Raw genomic sequence first — 23,521 nt, 5'->3', positions numbered from 1 at the left:
TTTCATCTTAAATTCTATCGTATTTACTTTAAAAATGACTATTTAAAGTGGTATATGTTCTATATATCTCTGCTATATCCTCATGAAAGCTTTGATTTTCTAAGGAAGTTAAACGCTATTTTAAAGAATCGTTAAATATCAATTAATCAATATTTTACATCCAAAAATATAGTATTTTTACCTTAATATTTGCTTACATTTCATCTCACTGCATTTCAATTAACAAAAAATTAACATCACATTTGTATATACAACTATTAAAAGATATACATTTGTATATACAAATTATACACTTACGACTATGACAATTGAAGAGGTTATAAAAAGTACAGTTAAGATGGATAATGCGAAAAAAGTTATTCTGAATATCATGTACACGCAAAACGTGATTCAGGATCATTTTAACGAGTTGATAAAACCGTATGATTTATCCGGAGAGCAATATAATGTGTTACGTATATTAAGAGGACAAAAAGGAAATCCTGCTAATATGTGTGTAATACAGGAACGTATGCTGGCAAAAACAAGCAACACAACCCGATTGGTAGACAAATTGCTGCTAAAGGATTTTGTTACCCGAAATGTTTGTCCCGGCAACAGACGTAAAATCGAAGTTTTAATCACTCAAAAGGGATTAGATGTATTAAAAGAATTAGACCCGAAGGTAGATGAGCATGAACGCGCATTTGCTGAGAATATAAGTCCTGAAGAATTAGAATTATTAAATAAATTATTAGAAAAATACCGAACCCAACAAAATTAATATTTATGAGCACATTATTAGACAATCTAAATTGGAGATATGCAACAAAAAAGTTTGATGCAGCAAAAAAAATATCTGATGCAGATTTAAATACTTTAAAAGAAGCTGTTAGATTAGCTGCTTCTTCATACGGTTTACAACCTTATAAAGTTGTTATCGTAGAAAATCCTGAAATTAGAGAGCAATTAAAAGCTGCTGCTTATGGTCAGACTCAAATTACTGACGCTTCTCAAATTTTCATTTTTGCTAACGACTTAAATGCCGGAGCAGAATCTGTAGACGCTTACATCAAAAATATTAGCGAAACAAGAGGTGTTCCTGCTGATGCTTTGGCTGGATTTGCTGATATGATGAAAGGTACTATTGCTAACTTATCTCAAGATGCGAAAAACATCTGGACAGCAAAACAAACTTATATTGCTTTAGGAACTTTATTGGCGGCTGCAGCTGAATTAAAAATCGATGCAACTCCAATGGAAGGATTTAATGCTGCTGCATTTAATGAAATCTTAGGTTTCGACAAATTAGGTTTAAACGCTTCAGTTATTGCAACTGTTGGTTACAGACATACTGAAGACGATACTCAGCATTACAAAAAAGTTAGAAAATCTCACGAAGAATTATTTATCACTATATAATTATTATTAATCCAAAATCAATTTTACAACATGAAAAATTTAAAAACAATTGCATTAGCATTATTCGTAGCAGTAGCGAGCGTTTCAGTAAACGCACAAACTAAAAAAATCGACGCAAAAGCATCTACTATCAAATGGTTAGGTAAAAAAGTAACTGGAGAGCACTCTGGAACTGTAAACTTTAAAGACGGAGCTTTAGTTTTCAAAGGAAAAAAATTAACTGGTGGTTCATTCACTGTTGATATGACTTCATTAACTGCTACAGATTTAACTGGAGAATACCAAGGAAAATTAAACGGTCACTTGAAATCTGCAGATTTCTTTGGAACTGACAAATTCCCAACTGCAAAATTAGTTTTCAAAACTATTGGAGCTAAAGCAACTGATGTTTACACAGTAACTGCTGATTTAACTATCAAAGGAATTACTAAACCAGTAACTTTTGACATCACTGTAGCTGGAAACACTGCTACAACTGCTTTCAAAGTTGACAGAACTAAATACGATATCAAATACAACTCTGGTAATTTCTTCGAAAACTTAGGAGACAAAACTATCAATGATGATTTCGAATTAACTGTAGCGCTAAAATTCTAATATTTTAAGATTTACAGCATTTATTTAAATCTATAAGAAAAACCCCAATAGTTCTACAACTATTGGGGTTTCTTTTTACATATTCTCAAAAAAATAACATCCTTAATATTGGCATAACACTTTCGTAATAACATATAAGACTTTGATTAACATTCGGCTTCTAATTTTGGACTAATTAAAAAAACAAAACTAGAAATCAAAATTATAGTTATGAAAACAAAAGTACAAATTGCCATTATTACACTTCTTAGCACTCTATTCATACAAGCCCAACAACAAACAAAAGGAATTATTGGTAACACCAACTGGATGAACAACTGGACCAATTTTAAACCTGCCAATACAGAATACAGTGAAGCTACCAACATAATTGCCGGAACAATCGACAAAGACACAAAATTATTTAAACGTAATATCTATCAATTAGTTGGCATTGTTTATGTTACAAACAATGCTGTTTTGACTATCGAACCTGGAACTGTAATAAGAGGTGACGATAAAACCTGCGGTACACTTGTTGTAGCAAATGGCTCAAAAATAATGGCCGAAGGTTTAGAAACAGATCCTATTATTTTTACTTCGAACAAAGAGAAATCAGACAGAAAACCAGGAGATTGGGGCGGTATAATTCTTTTAGGAAAAGCACCTATTAACTCTCTTGGAGGAGTTCATACGCTTCCGTTTAATCTGGAACCAGGTTTAAATCATTATGGTGGTACAGATGCCGAAGACAATTCAGGTATTTTAAAATATGTGAGAATAGAATTTGCCGGTAGAAAACTAAGTTCTGATAAAGAACTTAACGGACTTTCTCTAGCAGGTATTGGCAGAAAAACAACTTTAAGTAATATCCAGATCAGCTTCTCAAATGATGACTCTTTTGAATGTTATGGAGGAGATTTAAACATGAGCAACCTTGTTTCCTACAGAACCACAGATGATGACTTTGATTTTACACAAGGTGCTCAAATCAATATCAGTAACAGTATTGCAATTCGTCATCCATTTTCATCAGATATTTCAGGGTCAAGATGTTTTGAAGTCGACTCATATGACAAAATTCAAAATACAGACATGAGCAAAAAAATGACTAAAATCAATGCCAACAACATTACTTTGGTTAATTTAGAAGAGAACAATCAGGGACTTGTAAGAGAATCTATTTATGTTAGAGAAAACACCTTTTTTAATCTAAACAATAGTATTGTTTCTGGTTTCTCTCCTTTTGTACTTTTAGAAGGAAACATTGGAAACGGAGAAGCAAACCTTTCAAAAATGACTTTCAAGAATGTAACCGTTAACAATTGTAATGGCGGTATTACAAGTGAATCAGCAAGTGGAAATACAGCCATTCAGGCGTATTATAATATCCCGGGATCCGGATTAGAATACACAAAAATTAAAAATACAGAGCTGTTTACAACTCCAAACATCAAAGGAAATCCGGATTTTAGAGTAAATGCAAACAATACTATTGCTATTGGAAATTAAGCACTTAAATTACATTTAGAGTTTAAAATTTAACAAATTTTAAAATTTAGAAAAGATTTTTTTTGAAATTTATGTATTCTAATTCAAATTACATTTATATATTTGTCACATCAAAATAAGATATGAAAACAATAATGAACAATACTTGGTGGTGGAAGAATTTACGTCAAACGTCGTGAACAAAGCTTCCTATGGTATTGTAAAACTATAAAATATAAAAGGCTTGTCATCACGACAAGCCTTTTTTTTTGGCCGAAACTTAAGTAGAAAAATATATTAAAAAACTAAAAAACAACATACTTTGAAACCTTTTATACTCAACACACATTACAAACAAATCCTGGCAGATACAATTACGCCGGTAAGTATTTATTTTAAAATCAGAGATAAATTTCCAAATAGTTTATTACTTGAAAGTAGTGATTATCATGGCAATGACAACAGCTTCTCTTATATTTGCTGCAATCCGATTGCAACGATTAAAATCGAAAACGAAACGATTTCAAAAACTTTCCCTGACGGAACAACAGAACAAATTTCAATTGATTCATCTACTAATATTCCGGAAGTAATCCAGGAATTTTCAAGCCAGTTTCAATCAGAAAAAAATGATTTTAAGTTTATTAATAATGGCTTGTTTGGATACATTTCTTACGATGCTGTTCGTTATTTTGAAAAAGTTTCGATTGCCAAAAAAGATACTGCTACTTTGATTCCGGATGTTTTTTATGCTGTTTATCAAAACATCATCGCTATCAATCACTTTAAAAATGAAGCTTACATTTTTTGCCACAGCGTAGACGGAAAAAATAATATTGTCGAAATCGAACAACTATTACAATCCAGAAATATTGCTTCATACAAATTTACCAAAGAAGGTGAAGGCTTCTCTAACTTAACCGATGATGAATTTAAACACAATGTAGCTCTGGCTAAAAAACACTGTTTCCGCGGAGACGTTTTTCAATTGGTGTTATCACGTCGTTTTACACAAGGATTTAAAGGAGATGAATTCAACGTTTATCGTGCTTTAAGAAGCATTAATCCATCTCCTTACCTATTCTTTTTTGATTATGGAGATTTCAAAATATTTGGGTCTTCGCCCGAAGCTCAAATTATCGTAAAAAACAGAAAAGCCGAAATTCACCCAATCGCAGGAACTTTCAAAAGAACCGGAAATGATGAGCGAGATGCGCTTTTAGCCAAAGAACTTTCTGAAGATAAAAAAGAAAACAGCGAGCACGTTATGTTAGTCGATTTAGCCAGAAATGATTTAAGCCGAAATGGTCATGATGTAAATGTAGAAAAATACAGAGAAGTTCAGTTTTTCTCGCATGTGATTCACTTGGTTTCTAAAGTTACCGGACATTTACATGAAAAAGCTACGACTATGCAAGTAGTTGCCGACACTTTCCCGGCTGGAACTTTAAGCGGAGCACCAAAACACAGAGCGATGCAATTGATTGAAGATTACGAAAAAACAAATCGTAATTTCTACGGTGGCGCAATAGGTTTCATGGATTTCGAAGGCAATTTTAATCACGCCATTATGATCCGAACTTTCCTGAGTAAAAATCATCAATTACATTGTCAGGCCGGAGCCGGAATCGTAGCAAATTCTGATGAAGAAAGCGAAATGCAGGAAGTCTACAACAAATTAAGGGCATTGAATACAGCGCTTGAAATGGCGGAGAAAATTTAGATACGTCTCGCGAGGTTGAAACCTCGGGCAATGTTTAAAAAATAATCTATATAAACATAGCCGACGGTTGAAACCGTCGGGGCAAAGATTAGTAAGATCTGAAACAATTAACAAATAAACTATAAAAACCACAAAAGCATAAATCATGAAAAAAGCAATTTCAATTTTAGTTTTAATCATTACCATTACGTCTTGTAATTCGGAAAAAAAAGAAAATCCTATTAAAGGAACCTGGCGCCTTATATCAGCTGAAACCACCGAAAAAGATTCAACGTTTTCGACTTTCAATCCAAAGACAAAAATGATTAAAATTATAAATGATACTCATTTTGCCTTTTTCAATCATGATTTAAATAATGGAAAAGATTCAACAAATGCAGTATTCTTTGGCGGAGGCGGAAAATATACTTTAAAGGACAGTACATACACCGAGAATCTGGAATACTTCAATAATCGTCAATGGGAAAATGGAAAATTTGAGTTTACAGTAACAATCAAAAACGACACCTTAATTCAAAAAGGAATCGAAAAAGTAGAAAAATTAGGAATCGACCGCATTATTACAGAGAAGTACGTTCGAGAGTAAAAAATAGTTTCAAGTTTTATTTGTTTCAAGTTTCAAGTTATTGAAACCTGAAACCTGAAACTTGAAACCTGAAACAAAAAAGCACAATGAAAAAAATATTAGTTATAGACAATTACGATAGTTTCACTTACAACTTAGTACACTATCTGGAAGATTTAAACTGCGAAGTAACCGTTTATAGAAATGACGAATTCGAAATTGACGAAATCGCTTCTTTCGATAAAATATTACTTTCTCCGGGACCTGGAATTCCCGATGAAGCAGGTTTATTAAAAGCAGTAATCGAAAAATATGCACCAACAAAAAGTATCCTTGGTGTTTGTTTAGGACAACAAGCCATTGGGGAAGTTTTTGGCGGAACACTTTCGAACCTTGATAAAGTATATCACGGCGTGGCAACAAATGTAAAAAAAGTGGTGACCGATGAAATTTTGTTTGAAGGCTTAGAAAACGAGTTCGAAGTTGGGCGTTACCACTCATGGGTTGTTGACAGTAATTTACCGGAAGTTCTTGAAGCTACTTCGATAGACGAAAACGGGCAAATTATGTCATTAAGACATAAAACTTTTGATGTAAGAGGCGTTCAGTTTCACCCGGAAAGTGTTTTGACACCAAACGGAAAAAGGATTTTAGAGAATTGGATTAGAAGTTAGTTAAAAGTTTTAAAGTCGAAAGTCATAAAGTCAAATATTAAAAACTTAGCCTTTCCTATTAAAACTAAAAAACATTAATCAATTTTAAAAATAAACGTCAAAAACAAGAAGACTTTAAGACTTTCGACTTTATGACTTTAAGACTCAAACAGAATGAAAAATATATTAAATAAATTAATCAATCACGAAGTACTTTCAAAAGAGGAAGCTAAAAACGTACTGATTAATATTTCAAGTGGTCAATACAATCCGAGTCAGATTTCGGCATTTTTGACTGTATTCATGATGCGAAGCATTACAATTGATGAACTTTCGGGTTTCCGTGAAGCTTTGTTAGAATTGTGTATTCGTGTTGATTTATCAGCTTACAACACCATCGATTTATGCGGAACGGGTGGTGACGGGAAAGACACTTTCAATATTTCGACTTTAGCATCGTTCGTTTCAGCCGGAGCCGGAATAAAGGTAGCAAAACACGGAAATTACGGAGTATCTTCTATTTCCGGATCAAGCAACGTGATGGAAAAAATGGGAATCAAATTTAGTAATGACGCTGCTTTTTTAGAAAAATGTATCGAAAAAGCCGGAATTTGTGTTTTACACGCTCCCCTATTTCATCCAGCGATGAAAAATGTTGGACCAATTCGTAAAGAGTTAGCGGTAAAAACCTTCTTTAACATGTTGGGACCAATGGTAAATCCATCATTCCCTCAGAATCAACTGGTTGGAGTTTTCAATCTTGAACTAGCCCGAATGTATGCTTATTTATATCAAAATACTGATATCAATTTCACCATATTACATTCGCTTGACGGATACGATGAAATCTCCTTAACAGGTCCAACCAAAACAATAACATCACACATGGAAGGAATGTTGAAACCAGAAGATTTTGGTGTTCATCTTTTATCTCAAACAGAAATCGAAGGTGGAAAATCCATCGAAGAATCTGCAGAGATATTTACCAATATTATTTCAGGAAAAGGAAACGAGGCACAAAACAATGTAGTCTGTGCTAATGCAGCAATGGCAATTGCAACGGTTACAAAATGTTCTCCGCTGGAAGGATTTGAATTAGCAAAAGAAAGCTTATTATCCGGAAAAGGATTAAAAGCATTGCAAACATTACAAGAATTAAGTAAGTAAAATTTAGTTTCAGGTTTTCTTTGTTTCAGGTTTCAAGTTATTGGAACGCAACCTGAAACTTAAAACCTGAAACCTGAAACAAACAAAACCATGAATATTTTAGATAAAATAATAGTTGACAAAAAGCGGGAAGTCGTTCTCAAAAAATCAATCATTCCCGTTTCGCAATTGGAAAGTTCTGTATTTTTTAATAGAGAAGTGATTTCATTAAGTCAAAAACTAAAAACAAGTTCAACCGGAATTATTGCAGAACACAAACGTCGTTCACCATCAAAATCAGTTATCAATCATAGTTTTACGGTTGAAGAAGTAGTAAAAGGTTACGAAAATGCAGGAGCTTGCGGAATTTCTGTTTTAACCGACGGAAAATATTTTGGAGGTTCTCTTGACGATTTACTTTTAGCAAGAGCTTCAGTAAATATTCCGCTATTGCGAAAAGAATTTATTGTCGACGAATATCAGATTTTGGAAGCCAAAGCTTTTGGTGCCGATTTGATTTTATTGATTGCAGCCGTTTTAACCCGCGAAGAAATCAAATCATTATCTGAATTTGCAAAGAAATTAGGATTAGAAGTTTTATTGGAGGTGCACAATCAGGAAGAATTAGAAAAATCGATTATGCCAAGTTTAGATATGATTGGTGTAAACAATCGAAATCTAAAAACTTTTGAAGTAAGTCTTGATTTCAGCAAACAACTGGCTTCTCAGATTCCAAAAGATTTCGTAAAAGTTTCAGAAAGCGGAATTTCATCCATCGAAGCCATTTCAGAACTTAGACCTTACGGTTACAGCGGATTCTTAATTGGAGAAAACTTCATGAAAACAGACAACGCCGGACAAGCCGCAACAGAATTTATTAGTCAGCTTTAGGCTTTAAGCAATAAGCCTTCTTAACATTACTAATTTAGCCTAAAGCCTACAGCTTAAAGCTTAAAGCATTAAAAAAATGAAACTCAAAATATGCGGCATGAAATATCCTGAAAACATACTCGAAGTAGGAGCGCTCCTACCCGATTATATGGGATTTATTTTCTGGGAAAAATCCACGCGATATTTTAACGGAGTAATTCCGGAATTAATAGGAACAATCAAAAAAGTAGGTGTTTTTGTAAACCAAAGCCAGGAAGAAATTCTGGAGAAAGTTACAAAACACAACTTACAAGCAGTTCAGTTACACGGAAATGAGTCTGTTGATTTTTTATCAGAACTAAAAAGCAAACTTCCAAAAAAGGTCGAAATCATAAAAGTATTTTCTGCCGATGAAAATTTCGATTTTGAAGTAATCAAACCATTCGAATCGGTTTCAGATTTTTTCCTTTTTGATACTAAAGGAAAATTACCGGGTGGCAACGGAACCACTTTTGACTGGACGATATTAAAAAAATACAAATCTGATAAACCCTTTTTTTTAAGTGGCGGAATCGGAATCAATGAATTAAAAGCTATCGAAGAAATTTCAAAAACAAATCTTCCTATTTATGCTGTCGATATAAATAGTAAATTTGAAATCGAACCCGGGCTTAAAAACAAAAATCTATTTAGCAATTTCAAACGAAAATTTGATGTTGCCAACTTTTAAAATTGGAATAAAATGAATTTTAACGTTAACGAAAAAGGATATTACGGAGAATTTGGCGGGGCTTATATCCCTGAAATGCTCTATCCAAATGTAGAAGAATTACGCCAGAATTATTTAAAAATCACCAGCGAACCTGATTTTAAAGCCGAGTTTGATCAATTGCTAAAAAATTATGTTGGACGCCCGAGTCCGCTTTATTTTGCAAAACGCTTATCTGAAAAATACAATACAAAAGTCTACTTAAAAAGAGAAGACTTAAATCATACCGGAGCACATAAAGTCAACAACACAATCGGACAAATCCTTGTTGCCAGACGTTTAGGCAAAAAACGAATTATTGCTGAAACTGGTGCGGGTCAACACGGCGTGGCAACGGCAACGGTTTGTGCTTTAATGGGAATGGAATGTATCGTTTATATGGGCGAAATCGACATTGCCCGTCAGGCACCAAACGTAGCACGTATGAAGATGTTAGGTGCTGAGGTTCGTCCGGCACTTTCGGGTTCAAGAACTTTGAAAGATGCTACAAACGAAGCAATTAGAGATTGGATTAATAATCCGGTTGACACACATTATATTATTGGATCTGCGATTGGTCCACATCCCTATCCGGATATGGTAACACGTTTTCAAAGTGTAATTTCTGAAGAAATTAAATGGCAGTTAAAAGAAAAAGAAGGACGTGAAAATCCTGATTATGTTGTCGCTTGTATTGGTGGCGGAAGTAATGCTGCAGGAACCTATTATCACTTTTTACACGAACCTGAAGTTGGAATTATTGCCGTTGAAGCTGCAGGAAAAGGTGTTGATAGCGGTCATAGCGCCGCAACCAGCAAATTAGGAAAAGTAGGTGTTATTCACGGTTGCAAAACCCTTTTGATGCAAACACCAGACGGACAAATTACAGAACCGTATTCTATTTCTGCAGGATTAGATTATCCGGGAGTTGGTCCAATGCATGCACATTTGGCACAAACAGGACGCGGAGAATTTTTCTCAGTAACAGATGACGATGCGATGAATGCTGGTTTACAATTGACTAAATTAGAAGGAATTATTCCGGCGATTGAAAGTGCACACGCCTTTGCGGTTTTAGATCAGAAAAAATTTAAGCCTACTGATATTGTAGTAATAAGCCTTTCTGGTCGTGGAGATAAAGATTTAGACAATTATATCGATTATTTTAAATTATAAAATGAGTAATTTGGGCGTTCCCTTCGGTCGGGCTTTCGGCTAAATTCCCGATAAACAAAAACTACGGCTAAAAAGCCTTGTTTTTCTAAATCGGGAGATACCGCCTCAAACGAAGTTCACTGAACTCCATTAAAAAATAAGGTGACGTGAAGTAATCCCTAACGCAAAAAACAAACAACGAGAAAAATAGCAATTATGGAAAAATTATTTTCTTACGGAACATTAAGATCGAAACAAATTCAAATGCAGCTTTTTAATAAAGTTCTGTCTGGAACTCCTGACCAGCTGTTGGGTTATAAACTAAAAAGCCTGCAAATTGAAGAAGAATTTGGAATGGCAGATTATGTTGTAGCTGTACCCAGCGCAGATTCTTCAGATCCTATACACGGTGTTGCTTTTAATATTTCAGTTTCTGATTTAGCTAAAGTCGACACATTCGAATCTAATGCTTACAAAAGAGTTCAGGTCACATTAAAGTCCGGAACCGTAGCCTGGATTTATATAGAAAATAAATAACTTAACCTAAAATGATTCTAGCGGCAGCACAAACAAAACCAATCCGGGGAAATATCGAGGCTAATTTATCCGATCATTATAATCTGATCGAATTCGCTGTACAAAACGGAGCACAATTAATTGTTTTTCCTGAAATGTCGATTACGGGTTATGAAAGAGAAGATGCACAAAAGCTGGTTTTCAAAAAAGAGGATTCCCGTTTAGAACATTTGAAGAAACTGGCAGTCGAAAATAATATCATTATTATTGCCGGAGCCCCTATTCAAATAGAATCAGAATTGTTTATTGGTCAATTTATTATTACACCGGACAATTCCGTTTCTCTATATACAAAGCAATTTTTACACGAAGGCGAAGATGAGTTTTTTCAGTCTACTTTCGATTATAATCCAATGGTTGAAATTGAAAATCAGAAGATTTCTTTTGCGATTTGTGCCGATATCGATAATCCGTTGCATCCTGAAAACGCTTCAAAAAAAGAAACGGCTATTTATATCGCCAGTATTTTCTTTTCACCAAACGGAATTCCGAATGCGTATCGGGATTTACAAAATTATGCTCAAAAGTATAAAATGAATGTTTTGATGTCCAATTTTAGTGGTGAATCCTGGGGATCGCCTTCCGCAGGACAAAGTGCATTTTGGAACAACAAAGGAGAATTGATTGGACAAATGAATGACTCAGATTCAGGACTATTATTGATCCAAAATCAAAATAATAATTGGATTAGTAAGATTATAAAAAATAATGTCACAGATTAAAACAGATTTAATTAAAAAAAAATCTGTGTGAATCAGCTTAAATTAATTTAAATCTGCGTGAATAAATTTACGCTAATCGGTAAAATCTTTTATCCTGACTAGTATCGGGAGAGACAAAAAATAAAACTTAATAAATACCAGACAGGTTTTGAAAACGTGTTAGGATAAAAATAAAAATAATGAACAGAATAACTCAAAAATTACAAGAAGATAAAAAGATACTTTCTATTTATTTTTCTGCAGGATATCCTAATTTAAATGATACCGTTCAGATCATTCAGGATTTGGAGAAAAATGGTGTAGACTTAATCGAAATTGGTTTGCCTTTCAGTGATCCTTTGGCTGATGGACCAACAATTCAGGAAAGTTCTACACAGGCACTTCATAACGGAATGACCACTCAAATTCTTTTCGATCAGTTAAAGAACATCCGCGAAAGCGTAAAAATTCCGTTGATTATCATGGGGTATTTTAATCCGATGTTGCAATATGGTGTTGAAGCTTTTTGTGCTAAATGTGCCGAAATTGGTATCGACGGATTAATTATTCCGGATCTGCCTGTTGATGTTTATGCAGACGAATACAAAGCTATTTTTGAAAAACATGGTTTGATCAATGTATTTTTAATTACGCCACAAACTTCTGAAGAACGTATTCGTTTTATCGACAGTGTTTCAAACGGGTTTATTTATATGGTGAGTTCTGCAAGTGTTACAGGTTCTCAATCCGGTTTTGGAAATGTACAGGAAAGTTATTTTGAAAGAATTGCAAACATGAACCTGAAAAATCCACAGATTGTAGGCTTTGGAATTTCAAATAAAGAAACTTTTAATCAGGCTACAAAATTTGCTAAAGGAGCTATTATCGGAAGTGCTTTTATTAAACATTTGAGTGAGAATGGCAGCGAAAAAATTACAGAATTTGTTGGAGAGATTAGGTAGCTTTCTGCAATATTACATTTGATTTATCATTCTATCAAATAAAAAATATTTACAGGTTATGCCATAATATAAAGTCTTAACTCTTATCAATCTTGTAGCAGAGAATTCTCTTTTGTTTAAATAACAAGATTACAAAAAATAAAGCTGAAGTACTGTTTTTACAACAATACTTCGGCTTTTTTCATTTCTATAAAGCAGGTTCAAAAACCTAAATTCCTCCCAAAACAACTACACCGTTTTATGTTAATATTATGTTAAAATAAAATTAAACAACTGTTTAATTTAAACGCTTGTTTAATTTTGTACCCGATTAGAAACAATACCATGTCAAACTTCGAATTAAACGATAAAAAAATTCAGATTCTTGAGGTCGCTGAAAAGCTATTCTCTGAAAAAGGATTTGAAGGTACATCGATACGGGACATTTCCAAGGAGGCAAAAATCAACATTGCCATGGTTTCGTATTATTTTGGTTCAAAAGAAAGACTTCTGGAAGCTCTGATTTTCCACAAAACTGTTGATCTAAAACTCCAACTCGAAAATTTATTACAAGAAAGTATCGAACCTCTTGAAAAAGTCAATAAATTAATCGAAATTTACATTAACAGAATTTGCCTTAACAAAGGGATTTACAGGGTTTTACATTTTGAACTTTACAATAAAAAAAGAGAAAAAAGTCTGCAGGCTTTTACTGAGCTTAAAAAAGGAAATTTAAAATCAGTTGAAAGCATTATCAGGCAAGGACAATCTCAGGGAGTTTTTAGAACAGATATTAATATCCAGCTCATTACACCAACAATTATTGGAACCTTTTTTCACTTTCATATGAATCGCTCTTTCTTCGAAGAAATATTTGATTTAAAAACAGAAGAAATGTTTAACAATTACATTAAAAACGATCTTACAAAGCACATTCAACAAACTATAAAAGCGCTACTTGTTTATGAAAATTAGTCAATTAATGCTCTTTGGAGTATTCTTCATCGGAATATCTTCAATAGAAGCACAAGAAAAAACAAGTTTAACCTTAGACGAAGCCGTAAAAATGGCCTGGGAAAAAAGTAACGAAGTTACTCTTGCCAATACTAAGGTAAACACAAAAAAATACGAATTACAGGAAGTAAGAAACAATCAGTATCCGAACTTGAAAATTTCCGGACAATACCAACGATTGACAAAAGCTTCTATCGATATGCACAATAACGGTGATCAGGCAAGTGCTAATCCAATGCCATCTCCGGATCAGGCAATGCTTGGAATGGCAAATCTTAGTTTACCAATATTTGCAGGATTTAAAATTCAAAATAGCATTAAAGCTTCAGACAATTTATATGAAGCTGAAAGTTCTAATGCTGAAAAAACAAAAGAAGATGTTGCTTTACGCGTTATTACTTACTATACTGCTTTATACAAAGCACAAAAAACATTAGATCTTTTAAATGAAAATCAAAAACAGGCGAAACAGCGTGTTACTGATTTTACAGAATTAGAGAAAAATGGTATTATCCCAAGAAATGATTTATTGAAAGCGCAATTGTTAGTTTCAAAAACGCAATTATCTATTGATGAAGCTAATAACAATTTAAACAACATCAATTTCTATCTTACCACTTTACTAAAATTAGCTCCGGAAACGAAACTTCAGGTTAACGAAGCTGATTTTTTTAATCTCAAAACAACTAATGCTCCAACATCAGATATGTTAGCGTTAGAGAATAGAAAAGACTTAGAAGCAGTTCGTTTTCAACAAAAAGCGAGTGAAGCAAATGTGAAAATTGCAAAATCGGGCTACTACCCTTCTCTTTCATTATTAGGTGGTTATACGGCTTTGGATCTTAAAGACTTTATTACTGTAAAATATGCCATGAACTTTGGTGTTGGTTTATCTTACGATTTATCAGGAATTTTAAAAAACAGTGCCTCTGTAAAAGCTGCAGAAAGCAAAGCATTAGAGGTTAAAAATACTGAGGCTGTAATGACAGATCGTATAAAAGTTGAAGTTCAGAAATCTATTGAAGATTATGATCTTGCTATTAATCAAAGCGTGGTTTATGACGAAGCACTTCAGCAAGCATCTGAAAACTACCGCCTTGTAAAGGATAAATTCGATAACGGATTATCTGACACAAATGATTTGGTTGAAGCTGATGTGGAGCATTTAAGCGCCAAAATCAATACGGCTTTGTCTAAAGCAACTATCATTCAAAAATATTACGAATTACTTTCAGTATCAGGACAATTATCACAATCATTCAATCTTTCTAAAATATAATCGCTAGCTCTCATGGAAAAGAAAAAAACAAATACTAAATTCATCATTATACTAACCGTTTTGGTTTTAGTGGGCGGAACTTACGGAATAACAAAATACCTGCACTCTCAGGCTCATGAAGAAACGGATGATGCTCAAATTGAGAAAAAAATGAATCCAATTATTCCAAGAGTATCTGGATATATTAGTAAAGTGTATGTAAAAGATAATGACTTTGTAAAAAAAGGAGATACTCTTTTTACTATCGATAAAAGAGATTATCAGTTAAAAATCGACGAAGCAAATGCTGCCTTATTAGGTGCTGAAGGTCAATACGAGGCTGCAAAAGCAGATATTGGAAGTGCTAACGCAAGCATCTCAGTTTCTGATGCGCAAATGAAATCTGCAACAGGTTCTATTGAAAGTGCAAAAATCAGATTAAGACAAATTACAAACGATTACAACCGTTATAATAATTTGTACAAAACACATACCATTACAAAACAACAATATGAACAGGCTTTATCTGCAAAAGAAGAAGCTGAAAACCAGGTGCGTGTTTTACAAGATCAACAAAGAGCAAGTTCTTACCAAAAATCAGTAATTCAATCGAAATCAAAAGTTTCTGACAAACAAACTGAAGTAGCTTCTGCAAACATCAAAAAAGCAAAAACAATGTTAGATGTAGCACATTTAAATCTTAGCTATACTGTTGTAACTGCTGCAATTGATGGTCAGGTTTCTAAAGTTGATATTCAGCCGGGACAATTGGTTCAGCCGGGACAATCTTTATTCTACATCATCAACAATAATGAAGCGTGGGTAGTAGCTAACTTTAAAGAAACACAATTAAACAAAATGATTGTGGGACAAAAAGTAAGCTTAAAAGTAGATGCCTATCCAAACTACGAATTTAAAGGTACAGTAACTTCATTTTCTCCTGCTACAGGATCTCGTTTCTCTTTGTTACCACCGGATAATGCTACTGGTAACTTCGTAAAAACAATTCAAAGATTACCTGTAAAAATTAGCTTGGATGAATCTAACGATCCAGAAAAAGTAAAATTATTAAGACCAGGGATGAATGTTGATGTAGATGTACATTTAAAATAATATAATGACAGCAGTACAAGCAGACGACGACTTAGTAGAATACGGTTTCAGACGTGTGGTCATTACGATAACAGCAGTACTTTGTGCATTGCTGGAAATTGTAGACACTACGATTGTAAACGTAGCGCTAACAGACATGCGAGGTAGCCTGGGTGCTACTTTGACTGATGTGGCTTGGGTAATTACAGCATACGCAATCGCGAATGTTATTGTAATTCCGATGACGAGTTGGCTATCGCAACAATTTGGAAGACGTAATTATTTTGTGGCTTCTATCATAATATTTACAGTCTGCTCCTTTTTATGCGGTAACGCCACAAATATCTGGGAACTTGTAGCTTTCAGATTTGTACAAGGTATGGGTGGAGGTGCCTTACTGGTAACAGCCCAAACAATTATTACCGAAAGTTATCCCGTAGCAAAACGTGGTATGGCGCAGGCTATTTACGGAATGGGTGTAATTGTTGGTCCAACTTTGGGTCCCCCTTTGGGAGGGTATTTAGTAGATAATTATTCGTGGCCTTATATATTTTACATTAATATTCCGTTGGGAATTATCGCTACTATTTTAGCGCTTACTTTTGTAAGAAGTCCAAAATACGGTGAAAAATTAAAAGCAAATCAGGTTGACTGGTGGGGAATTATTTTATTGAGCGCCTTTATTGGATCTCTGCAATTCGTACTGGAACACGGACAACAAGATGACTGGTTTAACGATTCGACAATTGTAACACTAAGTGTTGTTACTGTTTTAGGATTAGTACTTTTTATCTGGAGAGAGCTTACATACAAACATCCAATTGTAAATTTAAGTGTTTTAAAAGACGGAAATTTAAGAATTGGTACTGTAATGTGTTTTATTCTTGGTTTCGGTTTATACGGATCAACTTTAATTATCCCAATCTACACGCAATCTATTTTAGGATGGACAGCAACAGATGCCGGGTTATTATTAATTCCGGGTTCGATTACAACTGCCATCATGATGCCTTTTGTTGGTAATATGATTCAAAAAGGAGTTCCGCAGGGATATATGGTTGGAGTAGGATTTTTAGTTTTCTTCTTCTTTACCTTTATGATGCAAACCCGCATGACTCCTGATACCGGTGTAGAACATATGTACTGGCCTTTGATTTTAAGAGGAATTGGTTTAGGATTACTATTTGTACCTATTACAACCCTTTCACTTTCAACATTAAAAGGAAAACACATTGGTGAAGGAGCTGCTTTTACCGGAATGATGAGACAATTAGGTGGTTCATTTGGTATTGCGATTATTACCACTTTTATTACCCGTTTGAGTCAGGAACACCGTGTAAATTTGCTAACCAATTTAGATCCTGCAAAATATGATGTTCAGCAGCGTATTGCAGGAATGCAAAGATCTTTTATGTCTAAAGGGTATTCTGCCGATGTTGCGCTTAAAAAAGCCTATCAGGCCATAGAATATTCTGTAATGAAACAAAGTACCGTAATGGCATACATGGATATTTTCATGTATTTAGGAATCATGTTTTTATGTTGTATCCCTATTATCCTTTTTATTAAGAAAGGAAAGAACAAGATTAGTGCAGCAGACGCAATGCATTAATAATAATAAATTTATAATACGCAGAAACGCCGAATTCTAAATGATGAATTCGGCGTTTATTTTTTTAAGCATTTTATTTAACCGCAAAGTGTGCAAAGATTTTATTCTTAAGATGTGATAAAATGCAAAGTTCGCAAAGCTTTGTCATAAAAACTTTGCGAACTTTACGTAAACCTTGCGACTTTGCGGTTAAAAAAAACTTAGCTTCTTAGTCTCTTAGAACCTCAGCACCTCAAAAAAACTATCTTGTAAAAACTAAATGATTCCCTTTAGAAAGATTGGCATCAAACTGATATCCTTCATAATTAAATCCTTTTAAGTCATCAATAGTTTCTGCATTGGTGTCGATGATATAACGTACCATCATTCCTCTTGCTTTTTTAGCAAAAAAACTAATCATTTTTAGTTTTCCGTCTTTGTAATCTTTAAAGTCGGGCGTAATTACAGGAACTTTCAAAGCCTTGACATCTACTGCCGAAAAATATTCGTTGCTCGCTAAATTTACAAATAACTCTCCTTTGGTCAATTCTTTATTTAAGGCTTTTGTAACAACAGGCTTCCAGAATTCATGTAGATTTTTATATTCACCAACCGGCATTTTTGTTCCCATTTCTAAACGGTAAGCCTGCATTAAATCAAGCGGTTTTAAAAGTCCATACAATCCTGATAAAATTCTGAGTTTATTCTGTAGAACTTCTAATTTTTCTAACGGAATTGTATAAGCATCTAAACCTGTATAAACATCTCCGTCAAAAGTATAAATCGCCGGACGTGCATTTTCTGGTGTAAAAGGAGTTTTCCATTCCTGATTTCGTTTCCAGTTCAAATCGGCTAGTTTGTCTGAAATCGACATTAATTCAGACAATTCAGATGGCTTTTTTTGTTTAACTACTTTATGAACCACTCTTGCTTCTTTTAAGAATGAAGGCTCAGTATATTCAGGAGTTGGTAATTCTTTTTCGAAATTTAATGACTTCGCTGGAGATATAACAATTTTCATGTGTGCTTTTTTCTATGTCTCAAAAATACAAATTGCATTTCTAAAAATTGATTATCGTAATTGATTTGTTTTATGAGGGTATAGTTTTTTTCGCCACGAATTCACGAATTTATTTTTTATAATCTTTGAGCATAATTTCGAATGAATTCGTGTAATTCATTACTCTAATATATCCGAAATGATTTAGATTAATTCGTGAATTCGTGGCGGAAAATTTAGATTATGTCAAAACCACGAATTATTTTTCATTCTTTGAATATAATTTCGAATAAATTCGCTTAATTCAACTTTGCTATTTTTTATTTTCATAAAATTCAATTGAAAAATTGTGAATTTACTCAAAAAAATAAGCTCTAGATTATAAAAGGCATTTTCTATGTTGTAAATTTGCAACCATAAAATTCCAAAAACATTTTCAATACAAAAATTGAAAGTTGTATTCTAAATAATAGCCACGAATTCACGAATTAACTTTTTAAAATTAATTAGAAAAATTCGTGAATTCGTGGCGGAAAAAAATTTAGATCATGACAAAAATTTTGTATCAGCTGGAAAGCTACCAGATAATGGGAATTTTATTTGATGTTCATAGAAACTTAGGTGGAGGCTTTTCTGAAATTGTGTACAAGGATGCTTTAGAATATGAATTTAAAAAAGTAAATATTCCATTTGAAAGAGAAAAAGAATATTTGGTTAATTATAAGGACATAATATTAAATCACAAATTTTATGCTGATTTTGTTTTGTTTGATAAAATTATACTTGAAATAAAATCAAGCGATTTTTTACATCCAAAACATATTTCGCAATGTCTTAATTATATAAAAGTTTCAAAAACGAATTTAGCAATTTTGGCAAACTTTAATTCTGTCTCACTTGAACACAAACGTATTATTTTATAAAAATTAGTGAATTCGTGGCTATACAAACAAATTATAAAACTGCTTTAGAAAATAAAATCTTCGATATCATTTCGAAAGCTTCTCAGGAACTCAACGTTGACAGCTATGTTATTGGCGGTTTTGTACGGGATTTACTTTTAAACAGAGGATCTAAAAAAGATATCGATGTCGTAGCAGTTGGCAGCGGAATCGAATTAGCACTTAAAGTTTCTGAGTTACTCCCAAACAAACCCAAAGTACAGGTTTTTAAAACTTATGGAACAGCTATGTTGCGTTTTGAAGATACTGATATTGAATTTGTCGGAGCACGAAAAGAGTCATATAATTTCGATAGCCGAAATCCTATTGTAGAAAACGGAACACTTCAGGATGATCAAAATCGTCGTGATTTTACGATCAATGCATTGGCGTTGTCTTTAAACCAAAACAATTTTGGAGATCTTCTCGATCCGTTTAACGGTTTAACCGATTTAGAAAATAAAACAATCAAAACACCTTTGGATCCGGATATTACCTATTCTGATGATCCTTTGAGAATGTTACGTGCCATTCGTTTTGCAACTCAGCTCAATTTTGAAATCGAAGAAAACTCACTAAATGCGATCACAAAAAACGCAGATCGTATCAAAATCATTTCGGGAGAAAGAATTGTAGACGAGTTAAACAAAATTCTTTCTACACCAAAACCTTCAACCGGATTTTTACTTTTATATCAAACAGGACTTTTAGACATTATTTTACCTGAACTAACAGCGCTGAATCAGGTTGAGGAAATCGAAGGGCATACTCATAAAAACAATTTTTACCATACGCTGGAAGTTGTTGACAATATTTGTCCAAACACAGATGATGTCTGGTTACGTTGGTCGGCTTTGTTACATGATATTGGAAAAGCACCAACAAAACGTTTCAACAAGAAACAAGGCTGGACTTTTCACGGACATGAGTTTTTAGGCGGAAAAATGGCCAAGAAGATATTCGAACGTCTGCATATGCCGTTAAATCATAAAATGAAGTTTGTGCAAAAAATGGTTATTATGAGTTCCCGTCCAATTGTTCTGGCACAGGATATTGTAACCGACAGCGCAGTTCGTCGTTTGGTTTTTGATGCCGGCGAAGATGTAGAGGATTTAATGACATTATGCGAAGCTGACATTACAACCAAAAATCCATCAAAATTCAAGAAATATCATAAAAACTTCGAAATCGTCCGCAAGAAAATTGTTGAAGTCGAAGAACGCGATCATGTTCGTAATTTTCAGCCGCCAATTTCAGGTGAAGAAATTATGGAAATATTCGATCTGAAACCTTCAAGAGAAATTGGCGTTTTAAAAGAAGCCGTAAAAGAAGCTATTTTAGAAGGTGATATTCCAAATGAATATCAGGCGGCTTATGATTTTGTGATCAAAAGAGCCGAAAAAATAGGCTTAAAAAAAGTAGAGAAATAAGTATTATTTAATAAAATGAAAAAAGAAAATAAATCAGTAATCATTTGGTTACTATCAGGTTGTGTTTTATTATTTTTAATGGTTGTTGTGGGAGGAATTACCCGACTGACAAATTCAGGTTTATCAATGACCGACTGGCATTTGGTTACCGACACATTTCCACCTTTAACCGATGCTAAATGGCAGGCCGCATTTGATGAGTATAAGAAGTTTCCTGAATACCAAAAAATTAATATTCACAACGATTTTCAATTGGCAGATTATAAATTTATTTATTTCTGGGAATGGTTTCACCGTTTTATTGGCAGAATCATCGGATTGGTTTTCTTTGTTCCTTTTGTTTATTTCTTAATTAGAAAAAAACTGGATCGTGAAACGATTAAAAAATGTATTGTTCTTTTGGCAATGGGAGCATTTCAGGGTTTTCTGGGTTGGTTTATGGTTCGTAGCGGGTTAATAGACAATCCTGATGTAAGTCACTTTAGACTTTCATTACACCTTACTTTCGCCTTTGTCACTTTTGCTTATACCTTATGGGTGGCACTGGATTTAATTTATCCGGAAAGAAATTATAATAAAATTGTTCCGCTTCGTAATATAGCACGTTTTGCTCTTGTGGCACTTTTAATTCAAATTATTTACGGTGGTTTTGTGGCAGGTTTAAATGCCGGATTAATTCACAATCACTGGCCATTAATGAGCGACGGACAATTTATCCACGATTCTGTTTTTATTGAGCAATCAACTTTAGTAAAAAACTTAATCGAAGGAAAAAGCGGTGTTCAGTTTGTACACAGAACTTTTGCTTATGTTGTTGTTGCTTTTATATTGTTCTTATATTATAAAAGCACTAAATTTTCGCTTAGCAGAACTCAAAAAAACGGAGTCAAAACTTTGGTTGTTTTTGTATTTATCCAGTTTGCATTAGGTGTTTTTACACTTTTATACAGTGTTCCTCTTGCTTTAGGATTAATTCATCAAATTATGGCTTTCTTCCTTTTGAGTGCCATGACTTTTACTTTACACCGTTTAAGCAAATAAAAAATAACTTTTATCAATAAAAAAATCCTTCAGTTGAAGGATTTTTTTATGTTTTATGGCGAACCCAAATCGGATTAATTTGTTAAAATTTAAATTAAGTAGTTTTTTTTACCCCAGCCAGGTTTTAAAATCCTGAACCTTTTCGCGGCTTACAATTACTTCATCTTCTTTATAAGTAGGCAAAATTACTTTTAAGCGAGAATTGGTATATACCTGAATTTCTTTTATTGCAGTAAGCGGAACAATGTACTTTCTGCTTACGCGAAAGAAATCCTTCATATCCAGCTCCTGTTCCAGAATTTCTAAAGTCGAGTCTATCAGATAATTTCGGTTATCAAAAGTATGAATATAAGTTCCTTTGTTCTCACTAAAGAAACATTCGATTTCATCTGTATTGATCACTTTGAGATGCTGCCCGATTTTAACGGTAAATCGCTTTTTATAATTCTTTTCGAAAGGATTTGACAGCATCTGGCGTATTTGCTCAAAATCAACCTGAAGATTTTGATTGCCGGAATCTGCTTTAGGAATTCGGGTTTTAAATTTTGTAACAGCTATTTCTAAATCATCTTCATCAATAGGTTTTAAAAGATAATCGATACTGTTTAATTTGAATGCTTTTAATGCATACTCATCATAAGCTGTGGTAAAAATAATAGCACTCTGAATATCTATTTTTTCAAAAATTTCAAACGATAAACCATCTGATAGCTGAATATCCAGAAAAATTAAATCCGGATGTTGATTATTACTAAACCAATGAACTGATTCTTCTACAGAATGCAGCATGGTTTCTACAGCAATATCCAGTTTTTCGAGTTTTCGCTGTAATAATCTCGCTGCAGGTTTTTCGTCTTCTATAATTAATGTGGTCATTTAATATGTTGCAAAAATTGAAAATTTCAGTCTAAAATTACTCCCATTTATTTTTATTTCCAGCATCCCTGTCCATATATTTTTGGATTTTCTTTTCTTCCCAATCTCTGCTAAAAAACACATCTGGTCCAAAAACTACAAACGCATGAATCAGTAAAGCTATTCCCCAATAAAATGCTGTTGAATAAATTTCCCAATTATTAAAACCTCTCACTACAAAATGACCATCTACTACATAAGGTCGATTAAGGCTGGATATAATGATGATAATATTCACCATAACATATACTCTTAAATGTGAATAAAAGCCTCTTATTTTTTTTACTTTTCTATAAGCAATTTCAAAGCTTTCATCATTTTTAAATTCGTGTCCATACTCTTCGTACATGCGTGTTCTACAACGTCCCATTTTATTTTAATTTAAAATTATTGCCATTTATTTCTGCTTTGTCTTTCTTTTTCCATCAATTCCTTGATTTTTTTTTCTTCCCAGTCTTTTCCAAGAACCGGAAATACTTTAAAAACTTTCAATCCATGAAAAACTACTCCAACTCCCCACCACATCAAAGGCCAATAAAACCATAAATGATTGGGTGATGTATATAGATTGATAAAAATCAGGACCACATTTACAGCAACAAATGCCGTTAAATTTCCGTAAAACCCTTTTATCTCCTCCACTCTTTTTTTTGCGAGATAATATTTGTCCTCTTCATTCAAATTTACTTCCAT

General features: G+C 33.5%; 25 protein-coding genes. 21 read left to right on the top strand and 4 right to left on the bottom strand.

The window, feature by feature from the left end; translation table 11 throughout:
- Positions 1-301 precede the first annotated feature (301 nt).
- The 18 genes from A4F88_RS20310 to A4F88_RS20225 all read left to right on the top strand — a co-directional run bounded on the left by A4F88_RS20310 (position 302) and on the right by A4F88_RS20225 (position 17,522).
- Positions 302-763, top strand: a complete 462-nt coding sequence (locus A4F88_RS20310; RefSeq protein WP_068844590.1) for a MarR family winged helix-turn-helix transcriptional regulator — start codon at positions 302-304, stop codon at positions 761-763.
- A 5-nt stretch (positions 764-768) separates the two neighbouring features.
- On the top strand, positions 769-1,401 hold the full coding sequence (locus tag A4F88_RS20305; RefSeq protein WP_068844589.1) for an NAD(P)H-dependent oxidoreductase: 633 nt from the start codon (positions 769-771) through the stop codon (positions 1,399-1,401).
- 30 nt (positions 1,402-1,431) lie between these two features.
- A complete protein-coding gene (locus tag A4F88_RS20300; protein ID WP_068844588.1) occupies positions 1,432-1,998 on the top strand; it encodes a YceI family protein in 567 nt (188 codons plus the stop codon).
- A gap of 210 nt (positions 1,999-2,208) precedes the next feature.
- Positions 2,209-3,489: a hypothetical protein gene (locus A4F88_RS20295; protein WP_068844587.1), complete on the top strand. Its 1,281-nt coding sequence runs from the start codon at positions 2,209-2,211 to the stop codon at positions 3,487-3,489.
- Positions 3,490-3,790: 301 nt separating this feature from the next.
- Positions 3,791-5,191, top strand: coding sequence for an anthranilate synthase component I family protein (locus A4F88_RS20290; protein WP_068844586.1), 1,401 nt, complete (start codon positions 3,791-3,793; stop codon positions 5,189-5,191).
- A 145-nt stretch (positions 5,192-5,336) separates the two neighbouring features.
- A complete protein-coding gene (locus A4F88_RS20285; protein ID WP_068844585.1) occupies positions 5,337-5,777 on the top strand; it encodes a hypothetical protein in 441 nt (146 codons plus the stop codon).
- Positions 5,778-5,863: 86 nt separating this feature from the next.
- Positions 5,864-6,430 (top strand): anthranilate synthase component II, encoded by a 567-nt coding sequence (locus A4F88_RS20280; RefSeq protein ID WP_068844584.1) that lies wholly within the window; start codon positions 5,864-5,866, stop codon positions 6,428-6,430.
- Positions 6,431-6,583: 153 nt separating this feature from the next.
- Positions 6,584-7,576: an anthranilate phosphoribosyltransferase gene (trpD, locus tag A4F88_RS20275; RefSeq protein ID WP_068844583.1), complete on the top strand. Its 993-nt coding sequence runs from the start codon at positions 6,584-6,586 to the stop codon at positions 7,574-7,576.
- Between the two features lie 90 nt (positions 7,577-7,666).
- The gene (trpC, locus tag A4F88_RS20270) at positions 7,667-8,446 is read left to right on the top strand and encodes an indole-3-glycerol phosphate synthase TrpC (protein ID WP_068844582.1); all 780 of its coding nucleotides are present in this window, start codon (positions 7,667-7,669) and stop codon (positions 8,444-8,446) included.
- Between the two features lie 76 nt (positions 8,447-8,522).
- On the top strand, positions 8,523-9,155 hold the full coding sequence (locus A4F88_RS20265) for a phosphoribosylanthranilate isomerase (RefSeq protein ID WP_068844581.1): 633 nt from the start codon (positions 8,523-8,525) through the stop codon (positions 9,153-9,155).
- A gap of 12 nt (positions 9,156-9,167) precedes the next feature.
- Positions 9,168-10,349, top strand: coding sequence for a tryptophan synthase subunit beta (gene trpB, locus A4F88_RS20260; RefSeq protein WP_068844580.1), 1,182 nt, complete (start codon positions 9,168-9,170; stop codon positions 10,347-10,349).
- A gap of 195 nt (positions 10,350-10,544) precedes the next feature.
- Positions 10,545-10,865, top strand: coding sequence for a gamma-glutamylcyclotransferase family protein (locus tag A4F88_RS20255; RefSeq protein ID WP_068844579.1), 321 nt, complete (start codon positions 10,545-10,547; stop codon positions 10,863-10,865).
- A gap of 11 nt (positions 10,866-10,876) precedes the next feature.
- On the top strand, positions 10,877-11,626 hold the full coding sequence (locus tag A4F88_RS20250) for a carbon-nitrogen hydrolase family protein (protein ID WP_068844578.1): 750 nt from the start codon (positions 10,877-10,879) through the stop codon (positions 11,624-11,626).
- A 179-nt stretch (positions 11,627-11,805) separates the two neighbouring features.
- Entirely contained in the window at positions 11,806-12,567 is a 762-nt protein-coding gene (trpA, locus tag A4F88_RS20245) for a tryptophan synthase subunit alpha (RefSeq protein WP_068844577.1), read from the top strand.
- A gap of 324 nt (positions 12,568-12,891) precedes the next feature.
- Positions 12,892-13,521, top strand: coding sequence for a TetR/AcrR family transcriptional regulator (locus A4F88_RS20240; protein ID WP_068844576.1), 630 nt, complete (start codon positions 12,892-12,894; stop codon positions 13,519-13,521).
- Positions 13,511-14,839 (top strand): TolC family protein, encoded by a 1,329-nt coding sequence (locus A4F88_RS20235; RefSeq protein WP_068844575.1) that lies wholly within the window; start codon positions 13,511-13,513, stop codon positions 14,837-14,839. Before A4F88_RS20240 ends, A4F88_RS20235 begins: the two co-directional genes overlap by 11 nt.
- 12 nt (positions 14,840-14,851) lie before the next feature.
- Positions 14,852-15,931: an HlyD family secretion protein gene (locus A4F88_RS20230; RefSeq protein WP_068844574.1), complete on the top strand. Its 1,080-nt coding sequence runs from the start codon at positions 14,852-14,854 to the stop codon at positions 15,929-15,931.
- 4 nt (positions 15,932-15,935) lie between these two features.
- A complete protein-coding gene (locus tag A4F88_RS20225) occupies positions 15,936-17,522 on the top strand; it encodes an MDR family MFS transporter (RefSeq protein WP_068844573.1) in 1,587 nt (528 codons plus the stop codon).
- A gap of 241 nt (positions 17,523-17,763) precedes the next feature.
- Here the strand turns inward: A4F88_RS20225 and yaaA are convergent, their stop codons facing one another.
- Positions 17,764-18,522: a peroxide stress protein YaaA gene (gene yaaA, locus A4F88_RS20220; protein WP_068844572.1), complete on the bottom strand. Its 759-nt coding sequence runs from the start codon at positions 18,520-18,522 to the stop codon at positions 17,764-17,766.
- A 527-nt stretch (positions 18,523-19,049) separates the two neighbouring features.
- On the opposite strand from yaaA, the gene A4F88_RS20215 reads away from it, so the two are divergent.
- Genes A4F88_RS20215 through A4F88_RS20205 form a run of 3 tightly spaced genes read left to right on the top strand, consistent with a single transcriptional unit; the run spans position 19,050 to position 21,913 of the window.
- A complete protein-coding gene (locus A4F88_RS20215; RefSeq protein ID WP_068844571.1) occupies positions 19,050-19,424 on the top strand; it encodes a GxxExxY protein in 375 nt (124 codons plus the stop codon).
- Between the two features lie 14 nt (positions 19,425-19,438).
- A complete protein-coding gene (locus A4F88_RS20210) occupies positions 19,439-20,872 on the top strand; it encodes a CCA tRNA nucleotidyltransferase (protein WP_068844570.1) in 1,434 nt (477 codons plus the stop codon).
- A gap of 15 nt (positions 20,873-20,887) precedes the next feature.
- Positions 20,888-21,913, top strand: coding sequence for a COX15/CtaA family protein (locus tag A4F88_RS20205; protein WP_068844569.1), 1,026 nt, complete (start codon positions 20,888-20,890; stop codon positions 21,911-21,913).
- A 108-nt stretch (positions 21,914-22,021) separates the two neighbouring features.
- Here A4F88_RS20205 and A4F88_RS20200 read toward each other — a convergent pair whose 3' ends face one another.
- The 3 genes from A4F88_RS20200 to A4F88_RS20190 are packed head-to-tail and all read right to left on the bottom strand — an operon-like array spanning position 22,022 to position 23,521.
- Positions 22,022-22,789, bottom strand: coding sequence for a LytR/AlgR family response regulator transcription factor (locus A4F88_RS20200; RefSeq protein ID WP_068844568.1), 768 nt, complete (start codon positions 22,787-22,789; stop codon positions 22,022-22,024).
- Positions 22,790-22,826: 37 nt separating this feature from the next.
- A complete protein-coding gene (locus A4F88_RS20195) occupies positions 22,827-23,198 on the bottom strand; it encodes a 2TM domain-containing protein (RefSeq protein WP_068844567.1) in 372 nt (123 codons plus the stop codon).
- Between the two features lie 17 nt (positions 23,199-23,215).
- Positions 23,216-23,521 carry a 2TM domain-containing protein gene (locus tag A4F88_RS20190; RefSeq protein ID WP_245179181.1) on the bottom strand — a complete coding sequence of 102 codons (306 nt, stop codon included), beginning with the start codon at positions 23,519-23,521 and terminating at the stop codon, positions 23,216-23,218.

This window comes from Flavobacterium chilense (genome assembly GCF_001602525.1).
In the GTDB taxonomy this organism is placed as follows: domain Bacteria; phylum Bacteroidota; class Bacteroidia; order Flavobacteriales; family Flavobacteriaceae; genus Flavobacterium; species Flavobacterium chilense.
Note: the sequence above shows the minus strand (reverse complement) of the source record. Positions and strands in the feature narration are given on the sequence as shown.

What these genes read in the sequence shown, in the direction of transcription:
- A4F88_RS20295 (WP_068844587.1), top strand. Translation starts at nt 2,209, where the DNA reads ATGAAAACAAAAGTACAAATTGCCATTATTACACTTCTTAGCACTCTA.
- A4F88_RS20250 (WP_068844578.1), top strand. Translation starts at nt 10,877, where the DNA reads ATGATTCTAGCGGCAGCACAAACAAAACCAATCCGGGGAAATATCGAG.
- trpA (WP_068844577.1), top strand. Translation starts at nt 11,806, where the DNA reads ATGAACAGAATAACTCAAAAATTACAAGAAGATAAAAAGATACTTTCT.
- A4F88_RS20190 (WP_245179181.1), bottom strand. Translation starts at nt 23,521, where the DNA reads ATGGAAGTAAATTTGAATGAAGAGGACAAATATTATCTCGCAAAAAAA.
- A4F88_RS20285 (WP_068844585.1), top strand. Translation starts at nt 5,337, where the DNA reads ATGAAAAAAGCAATTTCAATTTTAGTTTTAATCATTACCATTACGTCT.
- trpD (WP_068844583.1), top strand. Translation starts at nt 6,584, where the DNA reads ATGAAAAATATATTAAATAAATTAATCAATCACGAAGTACTTTCAAAA.
- A4F88_RS20305 (WP_068844589.1), top strand. Translation starts at nt 769, where the DNA reads ATGAGCACATTATTAGACAATCTAAATTGGAGATATGCAACAAAAAAG.
- A4F88_RS20205 (WP_068844569.1), top strand. Translation starts at nt 20,888, where the DNA reads ATGAAAAAAGAAAATAAATCAGTAATCATTTGGTTACTATCAGGTTGT.
- A4F88_RS20300 (WP_068844588.1), top strand. Translation starts at nt 1,432, where the DNA reads ATGAAAAATTTAAAAACAATTGCATTAGCATTATTCGTAGCAGTAGCG.
- A4F88_RS20230 (WP_068844574.1), top strand. Translation starts at nt 14,852, where the DNA reads ATGGAAAAGAAAAAAACAAATACTAAATTCATCATTATACTAACCGTT.
- A4F88_RS20280 (WP_068844584.1), top strand. Translation starts at nt 5,864, where the DNA reads ATGAAAAAAATATTAGTTATAGACAATTACGATAGTTTCACTTACAAC.
- trpB (WP_068844580.1), top strand. Translation starts at nt 9,168, where the DNA reads ATGAATTTTAACGTTAACGAAAAAGGATATTACGGAGAATTTGGCGGG.
- A4F88_RS20255 (WP_068844579.1), top strand. Translation starts at nt 10,545, where the DNA reads ATGGAAAAATTATTTTCTTACGGAACATTAAGATCGAAACAAATTCAA.
- A4F88_RS20200 (WP_068844568.1), bottom strand. Translation starts at nt 22,789, where the DNA reads ATGACCACATTAATTATAGAAGACGAAAAACCTGCAGCGAGATTATTA.
- A4F88_RS20265 (WP_068844581.1), top strand. Translation starts at nt 8,523, where the DNA reads ATGAAACTCAAAATATGCGGCATGAAATATCCTGAAAACATACTCGAA.
- A4F88_RS20310 (WP_068844590.1), top strand. Translation starts at nt 302, where the DNA reads ATGACAATTGAAGAGGTTATAAAAAGTACAGTTAAGATGGATAATGCG.
- A4F88_RS20215 (WP_068844571.1), top strand. Translation starts at nt 19,050, where the DNA reads ATGACAAAAATTTTGTATCAGCTGGAAAGCTACCAGATAATGGGAATT.
- trpC (WP_068844582.1), top strand. Translation starts at nt 7,667, where the DNA reads ATGAATATTTTAGATAAAATAATAGTTGACAAAAAGCGGGAAGTCGTT.
- A4F88_RS20195 (WP_068844567.1), bottom strand. Translation starts at nt 23,198, where the DNA reads ATGGGACGTTGTAGAACACGCATGTACGAAGAGTATGGACACGAATTT.
- A4F88_RS20240 (WP_068844576.1), top strand. Translation starts at nt 12,892, where the DNA reads ATGTCAAACTTCGAATTAAACGATAAAAAAATTCAGATTCTTGAGGTC.
- A4F88_RS20225 (WP_068844573.1), top strand. Translation starts at nt 15,936, where the DNA reads ATGACAGCAGTACAAGCAGACGACGACTTAGTAGAATACGGTTTCAGA.
- yaaA (WP_068844572.1), bottom strand. Translation starts at nt 18,522, where the DNA reads ATGAAAATTGTTATATCTCCAGCGAAGTCATTAAATTTCGAAAAAGAA.
- A4F88_RS20235 (WP_068844575.1), top strand. Translation starts at nt 13,511, where the DNA reads ATGAAAATTAGTCAATTAATGCTCTTTGGAGTATTCTTCATCGGAATA.